Origin of the sequence: Nostoc edaphicum CCNP1411 (assembly GCF_014023275.1) — a bacterium.
In the GTDB taxonomy this organism is placed as follows: Bacteria; Cyanobacteriota; Cyanobacteriia; order Cyanobacteriales; family Nostocaceae; genus Nostoc; species Nostoc edaphicum_A.
In genome coordinates, this window is sequence record NZ_CP054698.1 from 248,439 (window position 1) to 268,728 (window position 20,290).

At 39.5% G+C, this 20,290-nt stretch carries 11 protein-coding genes and 1 pseudogene; 9 read left to right on the top strand and 3 right to left on the bottom strand.

All coding sequences use genetic code 11. From position 1 onward, the window contains the following. Window positions 1-111 precede the first annotated feature (111 nt). From HUN01_RS03865 to HUN01_RS03875, 3 genes are all read left to right on the top strand, one after another. Entirely contained in the window at window positions 112-477 is a 366-nt protein-coding gene (locus HUN01_RS03865) for a helix-turn-helix domain-containing protein (RefSeq protein ID WP_181930160.1), read from the top strand. Between the two features lie 4 nt (window positions 478-481). Continuing rightward, a complete protein-coding gene (locus tag HUN01_RS03870; protein WP_181930161.1) occupies window positions 482-1,027 on the top strand; it encodes an ImmA/IrrE family metallo-endopeptidase in 546 nt (181 codons plus the stop codon). Window positions 1,028-1,198: 171 nt separating this feature from the next. Further along, window positions 1,199-2,374: a homospermidine biosynthesis protein gene (locus HUN01_RS03875; protein WP_181930162.1), complete on the top strand. Its 1,176-nt coding sequence runs from the start codon at window positions 1,199-1,201 to the stop codon at window positions 2,372-2,374. A gap of 182 nt (window positions 2,375-2,556) precedes the next feature. Here the strand turns inward: HUN01_RS03875 and HUN01_RS03880 are convergent. From HUN01_RS03880 to HUN01_RS03890, 3 genes and pseudogenes are all read right to left on the bottom strand, one after another. Beyond that, window positions 2,557-2,709: pseudogene (locus tag HUN01_RS03880) on the bottom strand (3-oxoacyl-[acyl-carrier-protein] reductase); the annotation flags it as partial. Window positions 2,710-2,752: 43 nt separating this feature from the next. Next, a complete protein-coding gene (locus HUN01_RS03885) occupies window positions 2,753-3,934 on the bottom strand; it encodes an MFS transporter (RefSeq protein ID WP_181930163.1) in 1,182 nt (393 codons plus the stop codon). Window positions 3,935-4,282: 348 nt separating this feature from the next. Then, complete coding sequence (locus HUN01_RS03890) at window positions 4,283-6,793, bottom strand: TonB-dependent receptor domain-containing protein (RefSeq protein ID WP_181930164.1); 2,511 nt, start codon at window positions 6,791-6,793, stop codon at window positions 4,283-4,285. Window positions 6,794-7,683: 890 nt separating this feature from the next. On the opposite strand from HUN01_RS03890, the gene HUN01_RS03895 reads away from it, so the two are divergent. The 6 genes from HUN01_RS03895 (at window position 7,684) to HUN01_RS03920 (ending at window position 20,168) form a co-directional block, all read left to right on the top strand. Further along, window positions 7,684-9,261 (top strand): long-chain-fatty-acid--CoA ligase, encoded by a 1,578-nt coding sequence (locus HUN01_RS03895; RefSeq protein ID WP_181930165.1) that lies wholly within the window; start codon window positions 7,684-7,686, stop codon window positions 9,259-9,261. 254 nt (window positions 9,262-9,515) lie between these two features. Further along, window positions 9,516-10,772 (top strand): MFS transporter, encoded by a 1,257-nt coding sequence (locus HUN01_RS03900; RefSeq protein ID WP_181930166.1) that lies wholly within the window; start codon window positions 9,516-9,518, stop codon window positions 10,770-10,772. Window positions 10,773-10,826: 54 nt separating this feature from the next. Next, entirely contained in the window at window positions 10,827-11,705 is an 879-nt protein-coding gene (gene scoE / locus HUN01_RS03905; protein ID WP_181930167.1) for a (3R)-3-[(carboxymethyl)amino]fatty acid oxygenase/decarboxylase, read from the top strand. 243 nt (window positions 11,706-11,948) lie between these two features. Then, window positions 11,949-12,491 (top strand): FcoT family thioesterase, encoded by a 543-nt coding sequence (locus HUN01_RS03910; protein ID WP_181930168.1) that lies wholly within the window; start codon window positions 11,949-11,951, stop codon window positions 12,489-12,491. A gap of 82 nt (window positions 12,492-12,573) precedes the next feature. Further along, window positions 12,574-12,867, top strand: a complete 294-nt coding sequence (locus HUN01_RS03915; RefSeq protein WP_181930169.1) for an acyl carrier protein — start codon at window positions 12,574-12,576, stop codon at window positions 12,865-12,867. Continuing rightward, window positions 12,864-20,168: a non-ribosomal peptide synthetase gene (locus HUN01_RS03920; protein ID WP_181930170.1), complete on the top strand. Its 7,305-nt coding sequence runs from the start codon at window positions 12,864-12,866 to the stop codon at window positions 20,166-20,168. The genes HUN01_RS03915 and HUN01_RS03920 overlap by 4 nt, the downstream gene beginning before the upstream one ends. Window positions 20,169-20,290: the final 122 nt, after the last annotated feature.

The following is a 20,290-nucleotide window of genomic DNA, read 5'->3' on the forward strand; positions in this document are numbered from 1 at the left end:
ACAGCACGAACTTTCTCATTCGTGATACATTTGTTTCATACAATTTACAGCATTATTTATTTTGTGTCAACTAAGAAACGATTTATTCTTTTGTGATACAGGAGCAAAGGAATGGGAAGTTATCTAGATATAGAACGGTTAGCAAGCCTAGTCCGCAAAAAACGCGGTAGCAGAGGACTACGGGAAACATCGGCGGAGATTGGTAATGTCAGTCCATCAACTCTTTCAAGAGTGGAGAGTGGCAAAATGCCGGATATGGAAACTTTTCTGGCACTTTGTAACTGGCTAGAAGTACCACCTGCGGAGTTGTTTAGAACCTCAGAGGATGATCAACTGGATACGCCAGAAGCGATCGCTATTCAACTACGCGCTGACAAAAATCTTGATCCAGCGATCGCGAATGCTTTAGCATCTTTAGTTAAAGCAGCGTATCGTGATCTCTCTCAAAATGATGGCGAATTAAAGCAAGATCCCTAAAGATATGTCATTAATTCAAAGTCTATCGCCGGAATTTAGACAACGCTGTGAAGCGATCGCAACTGAACAACGAAGCTTACTTCGAGTGCGATCGTTTGAACCGTTATCCGCAGATATTCTAGCAACCAAGTTAGGAGCAAGACTTTTTACACCAGATCGGGTTCCAAATTTGGAGCCAGAGCAAGTAGCAGTATTACTTGCTAGCGATGAGTGGTCAGCAGGGATTATACGCTATAACCCACTATGGATTGTATACAACCCACGTCATGCACTTACACGGCGTGAATCAAATTTGATGCATGAAATAGCTCATGTATTGCTGAATCATAAGCCTGTAGGCTTTGATCCTGTCACTGGACTACCAAAACGTAAACAAAACAACGAAGATGAAGCAACTTATCTAGGGGGATGCCTTCAAATTCCTAAACGTGGTCTACTGTGGGCGACACAACGCAAGATGCTGTTACCTCAAATTGCAGGACATTTTGGTGCTAGTGAGGCTATGGTGCAATTTCGCAGCAATGTGACTAATGTGCCTGTGAAATGCTGATAAGATTTCAAGATAGCTAGTTATAGAAAAATCCCAAAAGGGCTGAAAAAGGTTTATTCTCATACTCCCCACTTCCTTTTTTAAGGTAGTGATCAAAAAGTATTGCTGTCACTTTGGTTGAAAGCTAGATAACATTAGATTCGGGCGTGTTTACTGTTCGGGAGTGCCAAAATGTCTAAACAGCTGGGTCAAAAAATCGCACCTACACCTATATCAAATGATATCAATGTGGTGGATTTGATTGATCAATACTTCACCGCTTACAACTCAGCGCGGTTGCGGGAAATCTGCCAGCTACTGAGTCGCGATGTGCTAACGGAAGGCGTCACGGTGGGAGTTAGCCTTTCCGGTGCGATGACGCCAGCAGGATTCGGGGTTTCAGCGCTTGCGCCCTTAATTCGCAACGGCTTTATTGATTGGATGATTAGCACTGGTGCAAATCTTTATCACGATATGCATTACGGATTGGGTTTTGAACTCTTTGCTGGTAATCCGTTTTTGGATGATGTGAAACTTCGCCAAGAAGGCACGATCCGCATTTATGACATTATCTTTGGTTACGATGTGTTGCTAGAAACTGATGCGTTCATCCGCAAAATTCTCCAAGGAGAAGCCTTTCAAAAGCGGATGGGAACGGCTGAGTTTCACCATTTGCTAGGTAAATATGTCCGAGAAGTAGAAAAGCAATTGGGTGTGCAACATTCTTGCTTGTTAGCTACAGCTTATGAGTATGGCGTACCTATATATACGTCTTCTCCAGGAGATAGCTCAATTGGGATGAACGTGGCAGCTTTAGCATTAGAAGGTTCGCAGTTGGTGATCGATCCATCAATTGACGTGAATGAGACAGCAGCGATCGCATATAATGCCCGTGAATCAGGAGGTAAAAGTGCGGCTGTAATTCTCGGTGGCGGTAGTCCTAAGAACTTTTTGCTACAAACTCAACCGCAACTTCACGAGGTCTTGGGATTAGAAGAACGAGGACACGATTACTTTGTGCAATTTACCGATGCGCGTCCAGATACAGGCGGTTTATCTGGAGCAACCCCATCGGAAGCCGTTAGTTGGGGTAAGATTGACCCAGAAGAGTTACCTAACACAATCGTTTGTTATACCGATAGTACGATCGCTCTACCACTGGTGACAGCGTATGTGTTAAATAAATGCCAGCCTCGTCCACTGAAGCGTCTGTACGACAGGCGAGAAGCCATTTTAGCGAAACTGCAAAAAGACTATCTAGCAGCCAAAACCCAACCATCGGATCAAGTTCCAGCAGCAGTTGCTGAAAGTGCTTCACAGCAAACAGCGACTTATCCCTGTGGCCGACTGATTCCGAATTCTCATTAGGGGAGTAGGGAGTAGGGAGTAGGGAGTAGGGAGTAGGGAATTTTAATATGCACCACTTCCCACTCCCCTTTCATCCCTTTTTTCCAATCAACAAATAAGTTGTCATCTTCCCTTTGCCTTGCTAACTTTTGCTTTAAAACAAGCCTGTCGGTAACATCTTCAACGAAGACTATTGGAATCAACTAAATATTGCCGTAGACAGGAATTGCCGCACCTCGAATATCTTTAGCAGCTTCTGAACCTAAAAAGCAAATTATTTGCGCCAAAGATTCAGGTTTAACCCATTTGTCGGAATTTTCTGCACCCATTGCTTTACGGTTGTTGGGGGTATCAATTCCATGTAGCGAGAGGGGTGTATACCTTGTGAATGTGTTGCTTCTATGCCCGCAAGTTGGTTATTAGTAATACGCTCAATAAACTCAAGGCTGCACTAATGATAAACATAAACGTATATCCCGTAGCACTGGCGATCGCACCACTCAGAACTGAAGCAGCAATTCCGCCAAGGTATACTACTGATACTTGAAGTGTATAATCAGTAGCGGCTGTTGCTGGTTCGCATTTATCCATCATGGAACTTAGCAATGCAGTATATGCCATACTTTGGGCTGCATTGACTGTGATACTAACAGCATACAGCACAGGTAAACTACTGATACCAATTGCAGGTATGATATATAAAAGCGTCATCATACTGGCAGTAAAACCAAATAGAGTTAGAGAACGTAATCTTCCCAAGTGGGTAATCAAAACTCCTGCAATCAAAGCACTAACAATACGAACACTGTAACTGACAATACCCAACATTAAGCCAATATCTGAGAGCGACAAACCTCTATCAACAAAAAGTGGACGGAGCATTGTAGCTGACATCATTTCACATCCCATATATAGTAATACTACCAAAAGCCACGGTAATGCTTTGGGACGCGAGAGAAAGTTGATAAAAGGTTGAAAATAAGATTTAAAAAAGTTTGATTTCTGAGATTTATTACTAACTTGTTCTTTATACAATATTACTGGAATTAAAGTCAGTAAAATTACAACTGACATAATTATCAAGCTATACCGCCAGCCGATTTTATCTAGTAGAATCAGCACTCCGCCCCCACCAATAATAGCGCCAAAAACATTTCCCCCAGCTTGAATAGCGTTTCCTAATCCTCTTTCTCGCGGTTCGAGTAAATTTACTGCTAACGCATCAGTGGCAATGTCCTGGCTGGCGGAGAATAAAAAAGCGAGAAACATACAAAAAACTAAGATATTGAAATTCTCTTGAATATCAATAAATCCACATCCAAATGTTACAAGTGCTAACAAAAGTTGAAAACAAATAATCCAACCGCGATAATGTCCTAACTTTGGCAAACTGTAGCGGTCAATAAAAGGCGACCACAGAAATTTTAATGCTGAAGGAAGAATGAGAAAACTTAACAACCCGATAGCATCCAGCGACATATTTTGTTGTCGCATAAAAACAGGTACGGTTTGGATAAAAAAGGTTGTAGGAATGAATTGAGTAGTATAAAGTGCAGCAAGCAGGATTAATTTAGCAAGCATGGCGATGTGCGGAGGATAACAATATGCGGAGGATAACAAATCAAAAATAGTGACAGTAAAGATAATTTTTACCAAGTTCCGTGGGTTTAAGTCCCCTAGTTTTATAACCAGTAAGTTTTGTGTTGGGGTTAAATCCCCATTAAAAAACTTAATTACGAATTACGAATTACGAATTATAGCGCTTCTCGGTTGAGTCCAATACAGACCTAACCCCCAGCCCCTTCCCTACAAGGGAAGGGGAGCAAGATTCAAAGCCTCTCTCCTTTTAGGAGAGAGGTTTGGAGAGAGGTCAGAGTGTATTGCATCCACGCGAGAACCGCTATATTTAACATCGCTACAACCATTAAATTAGAAATTAGCTTTAATTTGCACGCCATAGGTTACGGGATCGCCAAATCCTGCTGTTCCATCTGGTACTGGGAATAAGTATCCAGAGGTGATGTAGCGAGTATCAAACAAGTTATTTGCATAGAGGTAAATGCCATATTTCTCAGCTTCGTAACCAATGCGGGCATTTACTAAAGCATACGGTTCTTGCTTGATTTGGTTCTCATCATCAAAATAAGTAATACCATAACCACGCAATTCTGCACGAGCAAATAAGCCGGACTGACTGCGATATTGAGCAGCTAAATTGTAGGTAAATTGTGGTGCTAGGGGAACTTGATTATTGCTTAGGTCTACACCTGTATCGGAATTTAGGTAGTTTTTGTATATACTATCTACATAACCAACTGATGCAGTTAAATCGAATCCTTTAGCTGGTTTTGCTTTCAGTTCAAATTCTACTCCAGTGGCTTTGAGGTCAACGTTGTTCACTCTGCCAAAAAACCCACTCTCATCATATTGCAAAACTTGATAGTCATTTACATCGTTGTGAAAGATTGATAGGTTAGCAATTAAACGATTATCCAGCCAAGAAGATTTCAAACCGACTTCATAACTCCAGGTTTTTTCTTCTCCAAATCTCAGTTCTGCTTCGCTATTGGCGCGGTAATTCAATCCACCCGGTCTGTAACCTTTGGCAATAGTCGCGTATCCCATTAAACTAGGATTGAATTGATATTTCAAACCGAAGCGGGGAATCAATTCACTGTTGCTGACTTTTTCATTGTTAAATGCCGGACGCTGTGGGGTGAGAGTTCCGTCAGAGTTTACTGATTCATAAGTACTATCTGAAGAGGCATCACTAGATTCGTAACGCAAACCAGCAAATACAGTTAATGGTTCTATAAGCTGATAATCTACTTGTCCAAATACCGCGTAGGTTTGCCGATTATCGTCTCCAGTACGTCGAAATCTTCCAAATCCAGGAAAGTCGATTTGAGAATCATCAACGTTAAAGTCACGAGATTCGTAGTAACCACCTAACAACCATTGAAAACGCTCCGCCGTTTCTGGAGATTGGAAACGTAATTCTTGCGTCAATAAAGTAGAGTCAATACCATCAATAATTTGTATTGCTCCTGTGCTTCCTGGAACAACGTTTTCTTGACGGGTAAAACGACGTGCGGTGATGGATGTGGCTCGAAAACCCTCGCTGTTATAACCAACTTTGAGAGCTTGAGTATTTGTACTGAGCTTACTGTATCCTTCAGTTTGTAAATTAACCTCGAATGGGTCAGCAGGATTTAACTTGTTGTAGGTTGGATTACCGTCATCTGTAAAGCTGTTATAGCTATTAAAAGCTACTGTCCAGTCGGGTGTAGGTGTCCACAAAAGTTGCGCTCGTGCAGCTAGGCGCGAGCGCTCGCCTATTTCATTACCTGTGGCGAGGTTGTTAATAAATCCATCCTGTCCTCGGTAAGCTCCCGCAATTCTCAGTGATAGTTTATCGTCAACCAAAGCATCGTTGAGAGAGAATTGGAATTCGCGGCTGTTGTATCTACCGTAACTTGCACTAATTCGTGTTTCTGGTTCTGGCGTTGCTTGTCTAGAAATGATATTGACGACCCCACCAGAACTATTTCGCCCGTATAGCGTACTTTGAGGGCCTCTTAGCACTTCTATTTGTTCTAGATCGAGTAAAGCCAAGTCTAGAAAGCCGTTATAGTCAATGGGAATATCATCGATATAAAAGGCTACGCTATCCTGAGCGGTAAGGAAATTTTGATTGTTCAAACCCCGCAAACTGTAATTACTAAACTCTGTACCGCCGGAAGATGTGGGAAGAAAGTTAAAGTTGGGCGTTTGATTGGCAATATCAATTAAAGAACCAATTTGAGCATCTTCTATTTCTTGACGAGGGATTACCGTAACACTAATGGGTACATTCTGTGCATTTTCCGGTCGTTTTTGGGCGGTAACGACTAGTTCAATATCTGGTTCATTAGGTTTTTGGCTATCGGCTGATGGTTGAGTTTCAGGTGTTGTTGGTGTCACCCCTAAGACTAAACCTTCATCGCTGTCAAATAGTTCGACTTTTGGAGCTTGTATTGTCCCCACTATAGTAATTTGGATACTATTTGCATCCTGGTTTGCCGCCAATACTTCCGTAATTCCCGCAACTGGCTTTTCTTGACGGAAGGTGTTCCCACTTGCGAAACGCAGTTGTGCATTGGGAATATTTGCAATAAAGCTATTACCTTCTATTTTAGTTGTGGCTTGCAGCTTGTCAGATGCAGATGTTTCTAAAATCACTTCTAATCCACTAGCCGTCTGATTCAACTTTATCCCTGTTACTAGAATAGTAGACTGCTCTTGTTGAGCTAGCCACTCTTTAACACTTGTGTGAGTCAGCTTAATATCTGAAATTTGAGGAATTTGATCTTCTTTTGTGACAGCTAAAGCTTGTTGATTTATAAATATGGTAAGTATGATAATTAGTCCTAAATTTCCCAGTAGATACAGTTTCCTCATTTAATCCTCATACCAAAAAGTAATCTCAAATTGTCAACAAAAGGTAACAAAAATAAAGCTATTAGTAGCAAATTGACTAAAGCGTTTATGTACTAAAATTGTTTGGCTTTGTGGTAAATGTGTCAAATGACAAACTGTCAAACTTCTAAATCGCGTTCTAGCTTGAAAATTACTGATTGATTAATTATTCTTATGGTCGAAACCAGTTGATCGATATACTTCCAAAACTCTTAATCAACAAGCATTTAAGATTCATTTGACTTATTGTCAAATATCAAAGTTCTTCTATAGCAAAATAAAAATATATTAAGATTAATTATCAATAAATACACTAATAAAAAATGGTATTATTTAATACTGTAGTTTTTCTATACATATCAAAGCTTGAAAACAGATTATAGACAACTCACCTAATCTCTGAAGCTTTTGCTAGACAAGGATATTGATGAAAAAATAGCCTAAATTTTGAACTGCCCAAACCCTTGTTATTAAGGGATTATTATACTTGAGATGCGTTGGACTTCATACCTAGTGAGAGTATATTTTTTAACCTCTAATTAATTGGAAGAAAAATAAATAAATAGCTAAAGCTGATATGTAGTGCTTTATACTCGTTAAGACAAACAGATTTTAGATTGACAATACTCTAAAATCTGTATTAGCTTAAGCCCTAGTACTTAATTTTTTTTAAATAAAAATTTCAAGGCATTTCAAATTAATTGATGAAACTTAACCATAATAGTAGGTAATACAAACTTTTTAAAGCCTTAAAAAGTGTATAGAATAATGCATTAAAAGAAAGGTAAAAAAAGCAAAATCTTTACTTTACACGGCTGCTAGTAATAGATTCATATAGCTTGTTACGACTGCAAAAAAACTGAGAAATGTCGATGATGTATAACAGTGAAATAACAACGTTGGCAGATTTACCGTGCGTGCAAGCACGTCAACTTCCAGACGCTAGGGCATTAATCTTCAAGGATAAGTCACTTACCTATATACAATTAGATCAAAGAAGTAATCAGGTCGCAAATTCACTATTAGCCCAAGGAATTCAACCAAGTGTGCGAGTTGCATTTTTAGCTAAAGATTCGCTTAAAAGTTATGAAATTTTATTTGCTTGTTGCAAAACAAAAGCTGTTTTTGTACCGATTAATTGGCGTTTAGCTGCTGCTGAAATAAGCTATATTCTCAGGGATGCTAATGTTGAAATTCTTTTTGTTGGGGCGGAATTTTATCAGTTAATAACATCGATTAGAAATGAGATTGATGGTGTTAAAACCATTATTGCCTTAGAAAAAATTGACGGCAATTGCCTGAGTTACGATATTTGGTCACAGGAACATAGTGACGAGCCACCAAATGTTGCTGTTGCAGCCAATGATGTAGCCGTACAAATGTATACTAGTGGCACTACTGGACGACCTAAAGGTGTCCAACTAGGACATTACAGTTTTTTTGCGATCGCTAAAGAATTTGCTCAACGAGGCGAAACCTGGATAAATTGGAACGAAACTGACAAAAGTTTGCTTACATTATCTTTATTCCATATCGGTAGTCTCTGGTGGGCGATTCGTGGTTTAGCAGCCGGAGCAGAAAATATTGTCTTAGAAAATTTTATCGGCGTTGAGGTTCTCGAAGCGATTGAAAAGTACCGCATCACTAAGACATTTATGGTTCCAGCAATGATTCAAGTTCTTTTGAACGAACCATTATGCCAAAAAACAGATTTTTCATCACTAGAATACATTATTTATGGCGGTTCCCCCATAGCTGAATCATCACTCAAAAGTGCGATCGCTACATTTGGTTGTAATTTTGTGCAGATATATGGAATGACGGAAACTGGCAATTGTGCTGTATCTTTACCTGCACAAGCTCATACATCTACAAATAAAAACATCCTCAAAGCTGCGGGTAAAGCCTTTCCTGGTGTATCGGTAGCCATTATCAACAGTGAAGGTAAAGAACTATCTTGCTCTCAAGTGGGTGAAGTTTGCATCAAATCTCCTGCAAATATGATTGGTTATTGGAAATTACCTGAAGCTACAGCAAAAACTTTAGTAGATGGCTGGATTCATACTGGTGATGCTGGTTATTTTGACGAAGAAGGTTATATTTACATTTGCGATCGCTTTAAAGACATGATTCTTTATGGTGGTGAAAATGTCTATCCAGCAGAAATTGAAAATATTTTATACGAACATCCAGCAATTAGGGAGGTAGCAGTCATTGGTGTTCCAGATGAAGATTTTGGAGAAGCAATCAAAGCGGTTGTGGTTTTAAAAATAGGAATGAAAGCAACCGCATTAGATATTATTAATTTTGTTCGGGGTAAAATTGCTGATTTTAAATTACCTAGAAGCGTTGAATTTACTGAATCTTTGCCCAGAACGCCTAGTGGTAAATTGCAAAAGGCCAAGATTCGGGAGAAATATTGGCAAGGCTATGAACGTCGTGTGAATTGAAAATGGGGACAAGGGGGACATACTCTCTCTGCATCAGAGGATGTTTGAAAAGTCTCCTCGTCGGTATTAAAACGTTTTCGATCCCCCTAAATCCCCCTTAAAAAGGGGGACTTTAAGGATTTTCCCCCTTTTCAAGGGGGGCTAGGGGGGATCAACCAGTGCTTAAAATCACAACTAACCACTTTTCAAACACCCTCTCAGGTGCGTCTTCTTCTCCTAATGACAAATGACCAATGACAAATGACAAATGACAAATGACCAATTCTCAAGTTCCACTTTGGAAACCGCTAACTGTACGCAACTTCTTACTTCTGTACATTGGTGAGACTGTTTCGCTTCTAGGCGATCAATTTTATATCGTTGCATTGCCTTGGTTAACAATACAGTTAACTAACTCTGGGATCACGTTAGGTACTGTGTTAATGAGTGCAGCGATTCCCCGTGCCGTTTTGATGCTATTTGGTGGTGTGGTGAGCGATCGCTTTTCACCACGATTAGTGATGTTGGTTTCCAATGTTTTACGTGGGTTACTAGTCGTTTTATTTGCAACCATCGTTGCGTTGAAAATGACTCAACTATGGCATATTTACTTTTTTGCTGCGGGCTTCGGCATATTTGATGGCTTTTTTATACCTGCATCTAAATCAATTATCCCCAGTCTGGTATCAAAAGAACAGTTAATAGCAAGTAATACCTTGAGCCAAGGAACTTCCCAACTGATTTTGCTAATTGGGCCGGCTTTGGGTGGTTTGTTGATTGCAACTGCTGGTATTGGAGTAGCATTTGTCATTGATGGGATAACTTTCGCCATCACAACTATCACGCTTTTGCTGATGAAGGGAACAACAGCAAAAGCAACAGCATTGAATGGGGAATTAAATCAAAATTCTGCTTCAACTAAAAAAGCTATGAATTTGATTGCTGGTATGCGTGAGGGATTTTACTACGCATGGCACAATCAGCCTTTGAGAATCTTTTTGCTGGTAATGGTAATCCTAAATTTTCTATTTATTGGGCCATTACAAGTTGGGATGACTTCACTGGCTCATAGTCGCTTCCCAGGTGGTGCAGTAGCTTTAGGAATATTGCAATCAGCTTGGGGTGGTGGTGGGTTAATTGGGACACTCACACCTCAATTTGTCAAAAAGCTTCCTAACATCGGAGTTTTACTGCTGACTATTGCGGGTGTTCAAGGCTTTGGTTTATTTTTACTTGGCTTTATTGGCAATATAGGACTAGCTAGTATCACAATTGCAGTGCTGGGATTTTGCAGTTGTATTTTTACTGTGGTAGGAATTACTTGGATTCAGAAACAAACTCAACCTGAAATGTTAGGAAGAGTTATGAGTTTGGGAATGTTTTCTGCTTTTGGTATTGCTCCTGTTTCTTTTGCTTTAGCTGGTTTCTTAGTTAATTTAAATCTGACAATTATGTTTACTGTTGCGGGTAGCATCATGCTAATTACAAGTCTTTGTTTGGCGGCGAATCCATCAGTACGTAAGATTAGTTAACTATATAAATCCGGTTTGATTTATTAACTTTCCCGTGAAGCGAGTGAGAAAACTATGAAAGTTCAATATCAAGACAATCAGCGAATGGGAGTCGTCGTTTATGACTTTAATTACAAAACTGCTTCAGATGGAGATATTGAGGATCTTAAGCAACTGATATATGAATACAAAATTGTTGTAATCAAGGAGCAAGATTTATCACCTGATGAGTATTGCGATTTTGGGTATCGTCTTGGGGAGGTAGAAAAATACTATCAGCCAATGTATCACCATCCAGAAAGGGAAGAGATTTTTGTTTCCTCCAATGTTTCTGAGAATGGTCAGCAAGTGGGAGTTCCGAAGACTGGTAAATTTTGGCACGCTGATTATGCGTTTATGCCGAGGCCATTTGCATTTTCAATGGTATATCCTCAAATCCTTCCTAGTAAGGAGCGTGGGACTTACTTTATTAATATGTCCAAAGTATATCAAAGTTTACCAGATGATCTAAAAGCGATCGCCAATCAGTCGAGTTGTTATCACAGTGTCAGACGTTTTTTTAAAATTCGTCCTGGAGATGTTTATCGTCCGATTTCGGAAATATTGGACGAGATTGAACGAGTCACACCTCCCGCAAAGCATCCAACGGCCTTTATTCATCCCGTTACAGGAGAAACCATCCTCTACATTACTGAGGGGTTTACTTATCGCATAGATGATTTAGAGGGAAAACCGCAAGATATAAATGTTCTCCAAAGGTTTTTGACTCATTCCGGTCAGTTAGACAAAAGTTTTAAATATCCATTAATCGAACACCATGAATTTGAATTAGGGGATGTGCGGATTTGGGATAATCGCTCTCTAGTACATTGCGCTCACTATGCTGCAAATTCGGAGCCAGCGATTACATTTCGATTGACCTTGCATGATAGCTATCCTTTTTATCAGTTATAGAGCAATATTCTCACTGCGTTTAAGAGGATGTTTGAGATGTATCAAATATTTTTACCCCACCCTAACCCTCCCCTTGCAAAGGGGAGGGAACTGGATTCTCTTGTTTCCCCCCTTTGCAAGGGGGGATTAAGGGGGGTAATTCGACTTGTGTATACACCGTAGCCCATACATCGGGGGATTAAGGGTAACAGTGTAGTAAAAAATAATTTACCTTATTCAGTCATTTAATCAGGATAAAATATCATGTTAAAATTTCAAAACTCAAGTCAACAAAGCATCCACTTCAATAATGATGACATCTTACTAACACAAGTCCTCAAACCTTATAAAGCTCATTGTCAGTATCTTAAATCTGCTGAAATAACAAAAGAGGGCGATCCTCAGCATGGAGGACGTGTAATTGGACGATGTGAATTCTCGATTTTAGAATCATGTTATATCGATGACACTGGTCATTTTAATTCAGTAGAGTTCAATATTTGCTACAACCAAATGATGTATTATGTCATAGCTAAATCTGTAAAAGAAAGACTGATGGCATCATTTCAGTCGTGGACTATGGCAGATTATTGGAATAAACAGCTACCGGATGTCTATATTGTGAATTTTGAAAGTTCCTTTCGACGTGCTATGCAGTCTTCTAAATTTTGGGGTGAGATTGAGTTTACTAATATTCGGATTAAATCTGGGATGATGTATATAGTTACTAAATGTCGTTATTGGGATGATAAGGATGGTAATTGCAGTGGTAATGTGAAATTAGTTATTGTAAATTCTCCGCAATAGTTTAACTCTAATTAATCCATTTTTTCACGCTCTAGGCGCAGAGAAGAGAACGCAAATAAGAACATTATTTTGCTTAAGTAGCATGTCTAAAATCGCATTTTTTACAACTTATATTCAAGACGAAATATCTAAAGTAATTGGGATAGACACATCTGAATTGGATGTGGAAATGTCTTTAAATTATTTGGGGCTTGATTCATTAATTGCCGTCAAACTTAGAAATAAGTTTAGAAAAGACTTGGAAATAGATATTCCAGCAGTAAAATTTATGGAAGATACTAATGTTGCAAGTTTAGCAAACTTAGTCTATGAATTGAGCCAAAATGCTGAATCAAAAATAGAAAATGATGATGAGTGGTTGGAAGGAGAATTATGAATTTAGTTGAGTTTCTCACACAACTCTCGCAACATAATATAGAATTGTGGGTTGAAGATAGTAAACTGCGTTATCGTGGTCGCAAAGAAGTATTAACTTCCACAGTTTTAAATCAAATTAAGCAGCATAAAACAGAAATTATCGATTTGCTGCGCCAAGGTTTTCACACATCTAAATCATATCCCCTGACTCATGGTCAGCAAGGTCTATGGTTTTTGTATAAGCTTGCACCCACAAGTGCAGCTTATAATGTTGCTTTTACAGCTCGCATTCGCTCCCATTTAAATATTCCGGCTTTACAACAAGCATTTCAGAAGTTAGTAAATCGTCATCCAACTCTCCGCACAACATTTGCACAAAAGGATGGCGAACCTTTTCAACAGGTTGATGAATACCAAGAAGTTGATTTTGAAAATATTGACGCTTCAGTTTGGAATGAAGATGAGTTGATAAGCCAAGTCATAACAGCATATCAGCGTCCCTTTAATTTGGAAAAAGGTAATTTATTGCGGGTAAATTTATTTACTTGTTCTGAATATAATTATGTAATATTACTAACAATACATCACATTGTTATTGATGGTTTTTCCCTGGGAATTATTCTTGATGAGTTGCGATCGCTCTACGAAGCAGAAAATACAGGTCGAGTCATATCTTTACCTGCTATTAAGTACCAGTATCAAGACTTTGTACAGTGGCAGAGGAATATTTTAGCAAGTTCTGTGGGCGATGAACTGTGGAATTACTGGCGCGAACAATTAGCGGGTGAGTTACCCATCTTAAAATTACCAACAGATCGACCGCGACCACCAATTCAAAGCTATCGGGGAGCTTCCCATACTTTTGAGTTGAATCAAGAGTTGACTTCTGTGCTGCGAGGAATGGCGAAAGCTCAAGGAGCAACCCTTTATATGACTTTGTTAACCGCCTTTCAAGTGTTGCTTTATCGCTTGTCAGGTGAGGAAGATATAATTGTGGGTGCGCCTATTGAGGGGAGAAGTCAGCCGGAATTTGCCGAAACTGTGGGCTTTTTCGTGAATATGCTGGCTTTGCGGGTAAATTTGGCTGGGAATCCGACATTTTCTCAGCTTTTAACTCAAGTACGCCAAACTGTATTGGATGCGATCGCTCATCAAGATTATCCTTCTACTTTAATAATTGAGCGATCGCAACTCAACCGCGATCCAAGTCTTCCTGGTTTGTTTCGCGTTTCCTTTAATTTGTTTAAGGTAAGTGAAATTGCTCAAGATTATGAATTATCTGTATCTGATAAAACTAAAACCAGAGAAGATTGGGGTGGGTTAACTCTCGAACCTTTTGTGATTCCCCAGCAGGAAGGACAGAATGATTTAGTGTTCGACATGATGGAAACGACTGAATCATTAATTGGTATCTTAAGATACAACACCGATTTATTTGATGCCACGACAATTACCAGAATAGCGAATCATTTTCAAACTTTACTCCCAGGGATTATTGCTAATCCCCAACAGCAAATTGCTTCCTTACCTCTGCTAACGGAAGCTGAAGAAAATCATTTGTTGTGGAAGTGGAACAACAACCAAGTTGATTATCCCCAAGATAGAGTCATTCATCAGTTGTTTGAGAACTGTGTGAAGCAGCAACCAAACGCTGTTGCGGTGGTATTTCAAGAACAGCAACTAACTTATCAACAATTAAACAGCAAAGCCAATCAACTCGCACACTACCTGCGTTCTTTGGGAATAGGTAAAAATCAGCTTGTGGGAATTTGTGTCGAACGTTCCCTAGAAATGATTATTGCATTATTAGGAGTTCTGAAAGCAGGTGGAGCTTATTTACCTTTAGATCCTGCGTATCCAGAAGAACGTTTGAGCTTCATGCTGCGTGATTCTCAAGTATCGATATTGTTGACTCAACAAAAATTAGTAGCGAGTATAGCAATTGAGGAATTAGCTGTAGTTTGTTTAGATCAAGATTGGGAAGATATTTCCCAGGAAAGTGAAGAGAATTTAGTAATTAATACTACATCTCAAGATTTAGCCTACGTGATTTACACATCAGGTTCTACAGGTAAATCTAAGGGAGTGGCGATCGCTCATCGCAGTTTAGTAAATGCGTTTTATGCTTGGGAAAAAGCTTATCAACTCCAGTCTTTGACTAGTCATTTGCAAATGGCGAGTTTTGCTTTTGATGTGTTTTCAGGGGATGTAATTCGCGCTCTTTGTAGTGCTGCTAAGTTGGTTTTATGTCCGCGTGAGTGGCTGTTAGAACCGGACAATCTGTATAAAATGATGCTTGTGGAGAAAATTGATAGCGCGGAGTTTGTTCCAGCTGTGTTGAGAAACTTGGTTGAATATTTGCAAAGAACTCAGCAAAATCTCCACTTTATGAAATTGTTGATAGTCGGTTCAGATAGTTTGTATGTCCAAGAATATCAAGAATTTCAGCGTTTTTGTGGTGAGCAGACACGTTTGATTAATTCCTATGGGGTAACGGAAGCGTGTATTGATAGCACTTATTTTGAATTGGGGATTGGGAAATTAGGAAGTGGGTTAGTTCCTATTGGTCGTCCATTTGCGAACACGCAAGTTTATATTTTAGATCGATATTTACAATTAGTTCCCATTGGGGTTGCGGGTGAATTATATATTGGTGGTGCTGGTTTAGCTCAAGGTTATTTAAATCGTCCTGATTTAACTAAAGAGAAATTTATCCCCTATTCTCCCCACAACTTTATTTTGTACAAAACGGGAGATTTAGCGCGTTATCTTCCTGACGGTAATATTGAATTACTCGGTCGAATTGACGATCAAGTAAAGATTCGGGGTTTCCGAATTGAACTAGGGGAAATTGAAGCGGTTTTGAGTAGTCATCCCCAAGTACAAGCAGCAGTGGTGATGGTTCGAGAACTGCAAACTGACAATAAATCTATAGTTGCATATATTGTTTCTGGACAACAGTCATTAACAACTAGTGAATTGCGTAACTTTCTCAAACAGAAGTTACCTGATTATATGATTCCCAGTGCGATCGCCATTCTGGAAACTTTACCTTTAACCCCCAACGGGAAAGTAGATCGGCGTGCTTTACCAATTCCAGATATAGAACAGCATCGAGAAATAGAGTTTGTTCCACCACGCACCGCAACGGAAGAAGCGATCGCTAATATTATCGCTGCTGTTTTGGGACTCAAACAAGTAGGGATTCACGATAACTTTTTTGAATTGGGGGGACATTCCCTACTTGCGACTCAAGTTATTGCTCGATTAAAACAAACCTTAAATATTGAGTTACCGCTACGCTCTTTGTTAGCATCTCCCACTGTGGCTGGATTGAGTGAAGCACTGACATCTTTTACAAAGACAGAATCTTCAGTTGATTTACCAACAATTGTCCCAAATCCAGAACAGCTATATCAACCTTTTCCCCTCACCGACATTCAACAAGCTTATTGGTTAGGACGCAATGAAGCTTTTGAATTGGGGAATATTGCTGCTCATGGTTATTTAGAATTAGATTGCGATCGCCTAAATTTAACAAGATTAAATCAAGCTTGGCAAAAACTCATTTTGCGTCACGATATGTTGCGTGCTGTTATCTTACCAGATGGTCAACAGCAAATTCTCCCAACAGTATCGGCTTATGAAATCGAAGTTTTGGATTTGCAAGATTTAGAGGTGATGCGTGAGCAGATGTCCCATGAAGTCTTACCTGCGGATCAATGGCCTTTATTTAGAATTCGAGCTACACCCATAGATGAACAGCGTACCAGACTACACCTGAGTTTTGATGCTTTGATTGCTGATGCTTGGAGTGTGTTTATGCTGATGCGGGAGTGGTTAGATTTATATAATAATTCTGAGTTTGTATTACCACCCTTAGAACTTTCCTTCCGCGATTATGTGCTTGGGGAATCAACTTTAAAAAATACACCCCAATATCAACGTTCTCAAGAATATTGGTTTAACCGACTAGATACCTTACCACCAGCACCAGAATTACCCCTAGCGAAAAATCCCAATTCCATTACCAATCCTCGGTTTCAACGTCGCAGTTCTCAACTGTCTCCAGAACAATGGCGCAAATTACAAAATCGCGCTCAACAATTTAACTTAACTCCTTCGGGAGTTTTATTAGCTGCTTTTGCAGAAGTCCTCAGTCAATGGAGCAGAAATCCTAAGTTTACGATTAATCTCACCCTGTTTAAACGTTTACCTTTACATCCCCAAGTCAATGAGATTGTCGGAGACTTTACATCTTTGACACTTTTAGAAGTCGATCGCTCAATTCCTCAAAGCTTTAGCAACCACGCTCAACAATTACAGCAACAACTGTGGCAAGATTTAGATCACGGTTATGTCAGTGGTTTGCAAGTACAGCGAGAACTTAGCCGTCAACGCCAAAGTTACCAATTTATGCCAGTGATATTTACTAGTACACTAGGTTTAGAATCACTTGGTCAGGATACATCAATATTAAGTCAGTTAGGCGAACTCGTTTACAGTATCAGTCAAACCCCGCAAGTTTGGTTAGATAATCAACTCAGAGAGCAAAACGGAACTTTAATATTTAACTGGGATGCGGTGGAAGAACTTTTCCCCCCAGGTTTACTGGATGAGATGTTTGCTGCTTACTGCGATTTGCTCCAGCGACTAATTACCTCAGATTCTATTTGGAGCAAGATTAAGGGAGAATTACAACAACTTACAATTGCAAATTATCCCACCGCACCCATTTCTGAGGAAACTTTGCACAGTTTGTTTATTAAGCAAGTGCAAATCCAAGCTGATTCTCCAGCAGTCATTACCCCAGAGCGTACCCTAACTTATCAGGAATTGTACCAACGCGCTCTGCAATTGGCATCTCAACTGCGAGAATTGGGAGCAAGCAAAAACAATGCAATCGCCATTGTCATGGAAAAAGGTTGGGAGCAAATTGTTGCTGTACTAGGAATTTTAATCGCTGGTGCGGCTTATCTCCCCATCGATCCCGAATTACCAGCAGAACGACAAGCATACTTACTCGAACAAAGCCAAGCAAAAATCGTTCTGACTCAATCTTGGTTAGATAATTCTTTAGAACGCTCAGAAAATCTGACTCGTATTGACATTGATTCTCTCACACCCCTACACCCCTACACCCCTACACCCCTACACCCTCAAGATCCATCAGCTTTAGCTTACATCATCTACACTTCCGGTTCGACAGGTTTACCCAAAGGCGTGATGATTGATCATCGGGGTGCGGTGAATACCATTTTGGATATCAATCGACGCTTTGGGGTTAGATCGAGCGATCGCATCTTAGCTTTATCAGCATTAAACTTCGACCTCTCAGTTTATGACATCTTCGGGATATTAGCGGCGGGAGGAACAATAGTTATTCCCTCAGCAGATAAAAGCAAAGATCCCGCACACTGGTTAGAGTTAATAGTATCTCAGCAAATTACTCTGTGGAACTCAGTTCCAGCTTTGATGCAAATGTTGGTAGAATATCTTACCAACCAACCACAACAACCTTCATCTCTGCGTTTAGCTTTGTTGAGTGGAGATTGGCTACCTCTAAATTTACCAAATCAAATTCAAAAATTTTGGTCAAATATCCAAGTTGTGAGTTTGGGAGGAGCAACAGAAGCTTCCATTTGGTCAATTTACTATCCAATTAACCAAGTCGATCCTAACTGGAAAAGTATTCCTTACGGTAAACCACTCGATCATCAACAAGTATATGTATTCAATCATAATTTGCAGCAAACTCCTGTTTGGGTGACGGGACAACTATATATTGGCGGTATCGGTTTAGCAAAAGGTTACTGGGAAGACGCAGAAAAAACAAACGCCAGCTTTATTACTCATCCAGTTACCAAAGAAAAATTATATAAAACAGGTGATTTGGGACGTTATTTACCCGATGGGAATATAGAGTTTTTAGGAAGAGAAGATTTTCAAGTCAAAATCAACGGTTATCGCATTGAACTTGGTGAAATTGAAGCAACATTAAAACAGCATCCCACTGTCAAAGAAGCAGTAGTCACCACAGTAGAAAAAACACAACAATTAGTTGCTTATATTGTTAGCGATACACCAACTCCCAATTTAGCAGAAGCTTACCAACCATCTCAACAAGCAGGAGTATTAAGCGATGCTGGAGAACGCATCGAATTTAAACTCCAGCAACCAGGAATCCGCAAATCGGAATCATCGCCAATTACTATTCACTTACCCAAATCTGAACTTGAGCAAACAGCTTATCTAGAACGCCAAAGTTACAGACAATTTTTACCTCAAAAAATCTCCCTAGAACAATTTAGTAAATTTCTCAACTGTCTCCAGCAAATACAACTGGGTGATTATCCCATCCCCAAATATCGCTATCCTTCTGCTGGGAGTCTTTATCCTGTACAAACTTACTTATTCATCAAACCCAACAGCATCGAAACCCTTCCAGCCGGAATATATTATTATCATCCCAGCGACCACAATTTAATCTTACTCCACAGCACCAACGAAATAGACAGCAGCGTTTACCTTGAGAATCAACCACTTTTTCAACAATCCGCTTTTGCGATATATTTGATTGGGAAACTGAGTGCGATCGCACCGATGTATGGAGAAATCGCTAGAGACTTCTGTCTTTTGGAAGCAGGACACATCGGACAATTACTCATGAACAGCGCACCAACACAAGAAATTGGTCTTTGTCCCCTTGGCTATTTAGAATTTCCACCAATTCAAGATTTATTTAAATTAGAAGCCAATCAAATTCTCCTTTATAGCTTTGTTGGTGGGAAAATAGATCCAACAGATTCTCAGCAATGGTCATTAGTTAAAAATTCTCAAACTACCAAATCAAATTCTACCCAACTTCGAGAATATCTACAGCAGAAACTTCCACAATACATGATACCTGCTGAATATATTCTCATTGATACCTTACCTCTAACCCCTAACGGGAAAATAGATAAAAAAGCTTTACCAACTCCCAATATCGCAATAGCCAAATCAGCAACTTTAGTTTTTCCGCAAACTGAAACCGAAAAAACAATCGCTGAGTTTGTCCAACAAATACTGCAAATTGAAGTAGTGGGAATACAGAATAATTTCTTTGAATTAGGAATAGATTCGCTCAAACTCGTGCAGTTGAAGAATCACTTACAAAATCAATTCCAAGTTAACATTCCCATGCGCCAATTATTAGTGGAAACAACAAATATTCAACAACTAGCATTAGCGATTGATGAGCAATTAATTATCGCTAAAATCACACAAAAGCCTTTATCTACAGAACAGGAGGATGAAAAAGAAATAATTCAAATCTAATACCAATTCTGTATGAAGATGCGCCATATATAAGAGGATGTTTGAAAAGTAATGATTGATGTATCAAAGATTTTTACCCCACCCTAACCCTCCCCTTGCAAAGGGGAGGGAACTAGATTTTC

Excerpts from the sequence above, each read along its gene's own strand:
- HUN01_RS03915 (WP_181930169.1), top strand. The coding sequence starts at position 12,574 with ATGTCTAAAATCGCATTTTTTACAACTTATATTCAAGACGAAATATCT.
- HUN01_RS03920 (WP_181930170.1), top strand. The coding sequence starts at position 12,864 with ATGAATTTAGTTGAGTTTCTCACACAACTCTCGCAACATAATATAGAA.
- HUN01_RS03890 (WP_181930164.1), bottom strand. The coding sequence starts at position 6,793 with ATGAGGAAACTGTATCTACTGGGAAATTTAGGACTAATTATCATACTT.
- HUN01_RS03875 (WP_181930162.1), top strand. The coding sequence starts at position 1,199 with ATGTCTAAACAGCTGGGTCAAAAAATCGCACCTACACCTATATCAAAT.
- HUN01_RS03895 (WP_181930165.1), top strand. The coding sequence starts at position 7,684 with ATGATGTATAACAGTGAAATAACAACGTTGGCAGATTTACCGTGCGTG.
- HUN01_RS03865 (WP_181930160.1), top strand. The coding sequence starts at position 112 with ATGGGAAGTTATCTAGATATAGAACGGTTAGCAAGCCTAGTCCGCAAA.
- HUN01_RS03900 (WP_181930166.1), top strand. The coding sequence starts at position 9,516 with ATGACCAATTCTCAAGTTCCACTTTGGAAACCGCTAACTGTACGCAAC.
- HUN01_RS03885 (WP_181930163.1), bottom strand. The coding sequence starts at position 3,934 with ATGCTTGCTAAATTAATCCTGCTTGCTGCACTTTATACTACTCAATTC.
- scoE (WP_181930167.1), top strand. The coding sequence starts at position 10,827 with ATGAAAGTTCAATATCAAGACAATCAGCGAATGGGAGTCGTCGTTTAT.
- HUN01_RS03870 (WP_181930161.1), top strand. The coding sequence starts at position 482 with ATGTCATTAATTCAAAGTCTATCGCCGGAATTTAGACAACGCTGTGAA.
- HUN01_RS03910 (WP_181930168.1), top strand. The coding sequence starts at position 11,949 with ATGTTAAAATTTCAAAACTCAAGTCAACAAAGCATCCACTTCAATAAT.